General features: G+C 71.6%; 5 protein-coding genes and 2 pseudogenes. 5 read left to right on the top strand and 2 right to left on the bottom strand.

Translation table 11 applies throughout. The features are described 5' to 3' along the window. The first annotated feature begins 187 nt into the window (after positions 1-187). A complete protein-coding gene (locus tag KGQ19_RS46580) occupies positions 188-1,909 on the top strand; it encodes an ABC transporter permease (protein WP_212021712.1) in 1,722 nt (573 codons plus the stop codon). 17 nt (positions 1,910-1,926) lie between these two features. Beyond that, positions 1,927-3,285: an ABC transporter ATP-binding protein gene (locus KGQ19_RS46575; protein WP_212021710.1), complete on the top strand. Its 1,359-nt coding sequence runs from the start codon at positions 1,927-1,929 to the stop codon at positions 3,283-3,285. A gap of 37 nt (positions 3,286-3,322) precedes the next feature. Here the strand turns inward: KGQ19_RS46575 and KGQ19_RS46570 are convergent, their stop codons facing one another. Continuing rightward, a complete protein-coding gene (locus KGQ19_RS46570) occupies positions 3,323-3,658 on the bottom strand; it encodes a cupin domain-containing protein (RefSeq protein ID WP_212021707.1) in 336 nt (111 codons plus the stop codon). A 71-nt stretch (positions 3,659-3,729) separates the two neighbouring features. Here KGQ19_RS46570 and KGQ19_RS46565 point away from each other — a divergent pair, with 71 nt between their 5' ends. Continuing rightward, positions 3,730-4,878, top strand: a complete 1,149-nt coding sequence (locus tag KGQ19_RS46565) for a GlxA family transcriptional regulator (protein WP_212021705.1) — start codon at positions 3,730-3,732, stop codon at positions 4,876-4,878. Here the strand turns inward: KGQ19_RS46565 and KGQ19_RS50670 are convergent. Then, positions 4,836-5,639 (bottom strand): annotated as a pseudogene (locus KGQ19_RS50670) (LysR family transcriptional regulator); the annotation flags it as partial. The gene KGQ19_RS46565 and the pseudogene KGQ19_RS50670 sit on opposite strands and share 43 nt — an antisense overlap. Before the next feature lie 106 nt (positions 5,640-5,745). Here KGQ19_RS50670 and KGQ19_RS46560 point away from each other — a divergent pair. Together KGQ19_RS46560 and KGQ19_RS46555 are read left to right on the top strand one after the other, a co-directional pair. Continuing rightward, positions 5,746-6,426 carry an NAD(P)H-binding protein gene (locus tag KGQ19_RS46560; protein WP_212021703.1) on the top strand — a complete coding sequence of 227 codons (681 nt, stop codon included), beginning with the start codon at positions 5,746-5,748 and terminating at the stop codon, positions 6,424-6,426. Between the two features lie 77 nt (positions 6,427-6,503). Beyond that, positions 6,504-6,792 (top strand): annotated as a pseudogene (locus KGQ19_RS46555) (hypothetical protein); the annotation flags it as partial.

Below are 6,792 nucleotides of genomic sequence, written 5' to 3'. Positions count from 1 at the left end.
GGGGTAGGGCGGCAGCGCCCGTCCCAGGGGAGCATCGGCCTCAGTATTCCACCCGTAACAACCTGTTCATCCCCCCGCCGCGCCCAATTACCGCCCAGCCCTGGCACCCTCCGCCCGGCGTGGGATCATGGGCGCGTCCGGCAGTGGCTGCCAGCATTCGTGGAGGTGGTCGGTGGCGTCGTGGGGGATGTTCCCGTCCCGAGGGGTGTGGCGGCGACCGGCGTTCCGCTGGGTGGATGCCGTCGTGCTGGTCGGCGTGGCGGTGTTGCTGTTCGGGTTGTTGCGGTTGGCGCCTTCGCTGAACGCACCGTTCCTGCCGAACCAGGCGCCGTCGCAGGTGTCGACCGACCCGGCGGAGCTGCCGTACTACGCCGTGCGGTCCCTGCTGCGGATGTTCATCGCACTGGTGCTGTCGGTGGTGTTCACCTTCGTCTACTCCACGGCCGCCGCGCGGCTGCCCCGGGCGTCGAAGGCGCTGATCCCGCTGCTGGACATCCTGCAGTCGGTGCCGGTGCTGGGCTTCCTGACGGTGACCGTGACCGCGTTCATCAGCCTGTTCCCGGGCTCGTCGCTCGGGCTGGAGTGCGCGTCCATCTTCGCGATCTTCACCGCGATGGCGTGGAACATGACCTTCGCGTTCTACCAGTCGCTGGTCTCCCAGCCGCGCGATCTGGACGAGGCGGCGCGCATCATGCGGCTCACCAAGTGGCAGCGGTTCTGGCGGCTGGACGTGCCCAGCGGCATGATCCCGCTGGTCTGGAACGGGATGATGAGCTTCGGCGGGGCCTGGTTCTTCCTGGCCGCCTCGGAGTCGATCACCGTGCTGAAGCACACCTACGCGCTGCCGGGCATCGGCTCCTACGTCGCCGCCGCGATGCAACAGGGGAGCCTGAGCAAGGTCGCGATAGCGATCGTCGTCATGGTCGTGATGGTGGTCGCGGTCAACATCCTGTTCTGGCGCCCGATGGTGGCCTGGGCCGAGCGGTTCCGGGCCGAGGAGTCCGCCTCCGCCGACAAGCCGCGCAGCGTGGTCCTGGACCTGCTGCGGCGATCGGTGGTGCCGGCGGTGGTGGCGCGGCCCGCGCGGCCGGTCGGCCGGCTGCTGGACAGGATCACGCGGCCGTTCGGGCTGGCCGAGCATCCGCTGTCCAAGCCCCTGGTGCGCCAGCGGACCGGGGACGTGTTCTTCGCCGGGCTGGTGACGGCCGCCGTGGCGTTCGGCGCCTGGCGCGCGGTGACGTACCTGCACGTGCGCGGGGACCTGGGCCAGTTCGGCCACGCCTTCCTGCTCGGCGGCGCCACCTTCGGCCGGGTCGTGGTGCTCTTGGTCTTCGCCACCCTTATCTGGGTCCCGGTCGGGGTCTGGATCGGCATGAACCCGAAGGTCTCGCGGATCGCGCAGCCGGTGGTGCAGGTGCTGGCCAGCTTCCCGGCGAACCTGCTGTTCCCGTTCGCGACCGCCTTCTTCGTGGCCACCGGTATGAGCCTGGACGTCGGCGGCATCCTGCTGATGGCCCTGGGCGCGCAGTGGTACATCCTGTTCAACGTCATCGCCGGGGCCAGCGCCATCCCCTCCGACCTGCGGGAGGCGATGCAACTGATGGGCGTCGGCGGTTGGCTGCGCTGGAAGCGCTTCATCCTGCCGGCCATCTTCCCGGCCTACGTCACCGGCGGGATCACCGCCGCCGGCGGGGCGTGGAACGCCTCGATCGTGGCCGAGATCGTCAGCTACGGCAAGCACCACCTGGAGGCCTACGGCCTCGGTGCCTACATCGCTAACGCCTCCGCGAACAGCGACTTCCCCAAGGTGCTGATCGGAGTGGTCGTGATGAGCGTCTATGTGGTCGGAGTGAACCGGCTGTTCTGGCGGCGCCTGTACGCCATCGCCGAGGCGAGGTATTCCCTGTGAGCGCGAAGGAGCCGGCCGTGACCGACGACAAGGTCCCGCACGCCGCCGACAACATCATCGTCGAGGCCGAACACGTCACCAAGACCTTCACCACCCCCGACGGCCGCGCGCTGCCGGTCCTGGACGGGGTCTCGCTGACGCTGCGCGAGGGTGAGATCGTCGCGCTGCTCGGCAAGTCCGGCTCGGGCAAGTCCACGCTGCTGCGCTGCATCGCCGGGCTGATCGCCCCGTCCTCCGGCACCGTCGAATACCGCGGCGAGCCGCTGAACGGGGCCAATCCGGGTGTGGCGATGGTGTTCCAGTCCTTCGCGCTGCTGCCCTGGCTGACCGTGCAGCAGAACGTGGAGCTGGCGATGCAGGCCCGGGACGTGCCCGAGGCCGAACGGCGCGAGAAGGCGCTGCGGGCCATCGACCTGATCGGGCTGGACGGCTTCGAGTCGGCCTACCCGAAGGAGCTGTCCGGCGGCATGCGCCAGCGCGTCGGCTTCGCCCGGGCGCTGGCCGTGGAACCGGACGCGCTGCTGATGGACGAGCCGTTCTCGGCCCTGGACGTGCTCACCGCCGCCAACCTGCGCGGCGAGCTGACGAAGATGTGGGAGAGCAAGGGCTTCCCGACCAAGGCGGTGCTGATCGTCACCCACAACATCGACGAGGCCGTCCAGCTCGCCGACCGCATCCTGGTCCTGTCCTCCAACCCCGGCCGCATCCTGGCCGAACTACACGTGGACCTGCCCCGGCCCCGCGACAAGCGCGACCCCGGCTATGAGGAACTGGTCGACACCGTCTACGACATCCTCACCGGCCGCGAGTCGGCGCTGGAGAAGGCCGCGCAGATCGCGCCGGCCGCGGTCTCCGCCATGACCCCGGTCGACCTGCCGCTGCCGGCGGCCTCGGTCGGCGGACTGTCCGGCCTGCTGGAGATCCTGGACGCCCGCGGCGGCCGGGACGGCCTGGCCGAGATCGCCGAGGACCTGAACTTCGAGGTCGACGACCTGCTGCCGCTGGTCGACGCCGCGGTGATGCTGACCATGGCCACCGTCGCCGGCTCGGACATCGAGATCACCGACGAGGGCCACACCTTCGTCGTCTCGGCCACCGACCCGGCCAAGGAACAGTTCGCCCGCCTGGTGGTCCAGCACGCCCCGCTGGTCGGCGCGATCGTCAAGGCCCTGCACTCGACCAAGGACGGCTCGCTGCGCGAAGGCTTCTTCCTGGACCTGCTGCGCCGCGGCTTCTCCGAGGACGAGGCCCGGAACCAGCTGGACATCGCCATCGCCTGGGGCCGCTGGGCCGAGCTGTTCGCCTACGACGCCGAACGCGGAGAGCTGATCCTGGAGGTGCCGGAGCCGGTGGTCACCGGCGGCTCGCGGTTGTGACGGTTGTGAGTAGCGGCGGGCGGCTTCGGAGTTCCGGTCACCCCGCCGGATAGAACAGGAACAGCGTGCAGCCGGTCACGGTGGTCGGGATGTGCCACGAGCCGGCCGGCGCGTGGATGAAGCTCCCGGCGGGATAGTCGCGGGCCCCGTCGTTGAACACGCCCGCGACGACGAACACCTCCTCGGGCCCCGGGTTGTGCACGTCATGCCTGGGGAACGCGGTGCCCGGATCCATCTCCAGGACGTTCGCGTGGGCGCCGTCCGCCCCGCGCCACAACGGACGCAGCCGGATGCCGGGGAACAGCTCGCGTGTCGGCGCGTCGGCGGTGGCGATGGAGGTGTAGCCGGGCTGGTCGAGGATCTCGGGACGCATGCCTCCCACGCTGCCGGGTGCGGGCCGCGCGGGACAGAGCCTCGGCGGTCGGCATGGGGTACTTTCTTGCCATGCATCGCGTGGTGGCCCTGGCGCGGCCGGTGCAGTCGACCTTCGAGCTCGGGTGCGCCGCCGAGGTGTTCGGCTTGCGGCGTAACGGGATTGCGCGGCGTTACGAGTTCGAGGTGTGCACCGAGACGCCGGGACCGGTGCCGACCACCGGCGGCTTTGTGATGCACGTGGCACAAGGACTGTCGGCGCTCGACACCGCCGACACCATCGTCATCCCGGGCTGGCTGCCGGTCGGCGCCCCTTTGCCCGACGCCGTCCGCGACGCCTTGCTCCGGGCCCACGCCCGCGGCGCGCGCCTCGCCGCCATCTGCTCCGGCGTCTTCGCGCTGGCCCGCACCGGACTGCTCGACGGCCGCAGCGTCACCACGCACTTCGCTCGCGCCGCCCGGCTGCGCCGCGAGTTCCCCGGCCTTCGTGTCGAACCCGAGCACGCATACATCGACCATGGCGACGTCGCCACGAGCGCCGGCGCGGGAGCGGGCCTGGAGCTGTGCCTGCACCTCGTGCGCCGCGACCACGGGCCCGACCACGCGGCCCTGCTCGCCCGGCACATGGCACTCCCGCAGGCGGACGAGCCCTCGCCGAGTACTGGCGAGGCTGGCGGGTTCGAGAACGTCTCGCAGTTCGACAGCATCCTGTGGTTCGACCGCGGTGCGCAGCTCGACAGCGTTCCGCCATCGCAGGACTCTGCCAACTCTGCCAACTCCCTCGCGAGCCTTCTCACCTGGGCCACCGAACGCCTCGCCGACCCGCTCTCGGTAGCGGACCTCGCCGCACACCTCGGCGTCTCGCCGCGTACCCTGGCCCGCCGCTTCACCGAGCAACTCGGCACCAGCCCCGGCGCCTGGCTGCTGTCCCGCCGGGTCGCCGCCGCCCGCGCTCTGCTTGAGCGGACTGATCTCCCGGTCGAGGCGATCGCCGCTCGGGTGGGGCTGGCCTCGGCGGTCAACCTCCGCCGACGCTTCCGTGCGCACGTCGGCACCAGCCCCGGTGCCTATCGGCGAGCGTCCAGGAACTCCCCTCCAGCCCCGACCCCGGCCGCGACGTTCTCCGCCGCCCGTACGAACGCCGCCACCGCGCGCGACGTCGCCTGCTGCGGCCACGCGAGCACGAACTCTGATTCCGGCAGGTCCGCCACCGCCCGGTAGGCGATCTCAGGCCTCGGATATCGCCGGGTGACCGACAGCGGCAGGAAGGCCACGATGGCGCCGATCTCCACCAGCCGCAGGATCTCGGTCAGGTCCGCGACCGTATGGCGCGCCGGCGTATTCGCGCTCGGCCGCAGATCGCCGGCGTTGGCAGGGTACTGATCCGCGGCACGCCCGCCGGGCAGTACGTGCCCCGCCAGATCGGCCAGCCGCAGCGTGTCGCGGGCCGCGAGCGGGTCGGAAGCCGCCATCGCCACCAGCGTCGGCTCGCTGAGCAGCGGTACGGCGTCCAGCCCGCGATCGTCATAGGGGGCCGGCACGATCGCCGCGTCGGCCCGGCCGTCGCGCAGCGTCTGCGCCTGTTCGCCGATGCTGACCAGCACCAGCTCGGTCTCGCACGCCTCCGGCTCCTCCGCGAACGCCGCCAGGATCCCCTGGAGCAGCCCGGCGTCCAGGTCCGCCTTCAGCGCGATCCGCAGGCTCGGCGACGGCTGCCCGGCGTGCCGGGTGCGTCGTTCGGCGGCGGCGACCGCGTCCAGCGCGATGCGTGCGTCGCGCAGCAGGACCTCGCCGGCCGGCGTCAGCTCGACCCGGCGCGTGGTGCGGCGCAGCAGGGTCACGCCGAGTTCGTCCTCCAGCTGTTGCACCGCGCGCGACAGCGGGGGCTGGGTCATGTGCAGGCGCTCGGCCGCCCGGCCGAAGTGCTGCTCCTCGGCGACCGCGACGAAGTACTCCAGGCGCCGCACGTCCAGGCCATTCATGTCCCCACGGTATCAATCGCTGCCGGATCGGACCTTCAGGTGCCGCCGGCCCGCGGATCTACTGGATGCGGGGCGCAGTGTCCCACCCCTCCACGGAAGGCCGTTCATGATCGTCGTCACCACCCCCACCGGCCGGATCGGTCGCCGGGTCGTCGAGCTGCTGCTCGCCGCCACGGATCCGGCGTCCGTCCGGGTCGTCACCCGCGACCCGGCCGCCCTCGATCCGCGGGTGCGCGCCGCCGTCCAAGTCGTCGCCGGCTCCCACTGCGACCCCGCGGCGCTCGACCGGGCCTTCGACGGCGCCGACTCGGTCTTCTGGCTCGTCCCGCCGGACCCGCGGGCCCCCGGCACCGCGACCGACCACTACCTCGGCTTCGCGGCTCCGGCGTGCGAGGCGCTGGCCAAGCGCCGGGTCCGCCGGGTCGTGGCCGTCACCAGCCTCGGCCACGGCTACCCGCACGACGCCGGGACACTCAGCGCCGCGTTCGCCATGGATGCCGCCTTCCAACACAGCGGCGTCGGCTATCGAGGCCTGGCCGCGCCGTTCTTCCTGGAGAACCTGTTCAGCCAGACGAACACTGTCGACGCCTTCCACAAGATGCTGCTCGGGTTCGGCGTCTCGGCGGGCTGGGCCCAGGGCGTCGCCGACATGGTGCGGGCACAGAACGACGGCATCTACGACGCCGAACCGCACCTTCCGCCGATCCACGTGCCCCACCTGTCGCAGCCCACTGCCTTCCGCACCTGGTGCGAACAGCAGCTCAAGCCCGCTGTCGATGCCGCGTAGCCGCGCCGGAACGCAGTGACGCCGGGTCTGGAGCGCGTCTGGAGAAAACCTGAAGCGCCGCGGTCGAGCCTGGAAACATGACCGCAACCGCGACTGAGGCGACGAACGAGCCGACGACGGCACAGGGCCCGCGAGGGCGGGTCCGCATCGCGATCGTCAGCCCCGACATCCTGGCCCGCATCCGCCAGGAGTTCGCCAGCAAAGGCCTGTCGGTGAGCATCGACCGCCTGCCCGCGCTGGAGCTCACCGTCCAGCCCGGCCCCGGCGCCCCGCCGGCCGCCGCGGCACTCGCCGACGCCCTCAGCCGCCTGGCCGGCCCCGCCGCCCACAAAGCCCCCGCCGCCAGCGCGCACTACCAACTGACGC

The sequence above is a fragment of the Catenulispora pinistramenti genome (genome assembly GCF_018274385.1).
GTDB classification, from domain to species: Bacteria; Actinomycetota; Actinomycetes; order Streptomycetales; family Catenulisporaceae; genus Catenulispora; species Catenulispora pinistramenti.
Note: the sequence above shows the minus strand (reverse complement) of the source record. Positions and strands in the feature narration are given on the sequence as shown.